The sequence below is a fragment of the Cupriavidus sp. SIMBA_020 genome (assembly GCF_046535395.1).
Taxonomy (GTDB): Bacteria; Pseudomonadota; Gammaproteobacteria; order Burkholderiales; family Burkholderiaceae; genus Cupriavidus; species Cupriavidus campinensis.
This window is the reverse complement of record NZ_JAWRWU010001401.1, coordinates 1-245: the sequence shown is the minus strand read 5'-3', so window position 1 is coordinate 245 and position 245 is coordinate 1. Positions and strand designations below refer to the sequence as shown.

The window sequence follows — 245 nt, the reverse complement described above, 5'->3', positions numbered from 1 at the left end:
GGTTAGCTCAATGTCATTGAGCTAACCCTTTGATTTTTTTGGTCGGGGCGGTGGGATTCGAACTCACGACCCTCTGCTCCCAAAGCAGATGCGCTACCAGGCTGCGCTACGCCCCGAGGGTCGCAACTATACCAGATACCGGCGCATCACCGTGCAACGGCCCGATGCCCTGCTCGCCACGGCCATGCCCGGCGATCCCCTGATTGACACCTATATAGTTGAAGCATAAATTAATTTGACAAACC

General features: G+C 55.1%; 1 tRNA gene. It reads right to left on the bottom strand.

Annotated elements, in window-relative coordinates:
• Positions 1–39 precede the first annotated feature (39 nt).
• Positions 40–116: transfer RNA gene (locus SB751_RS34130), tRNA-Pro, on the bottom strand.
• Positions 117–245 lie beyond the last annotated feature (129 nt).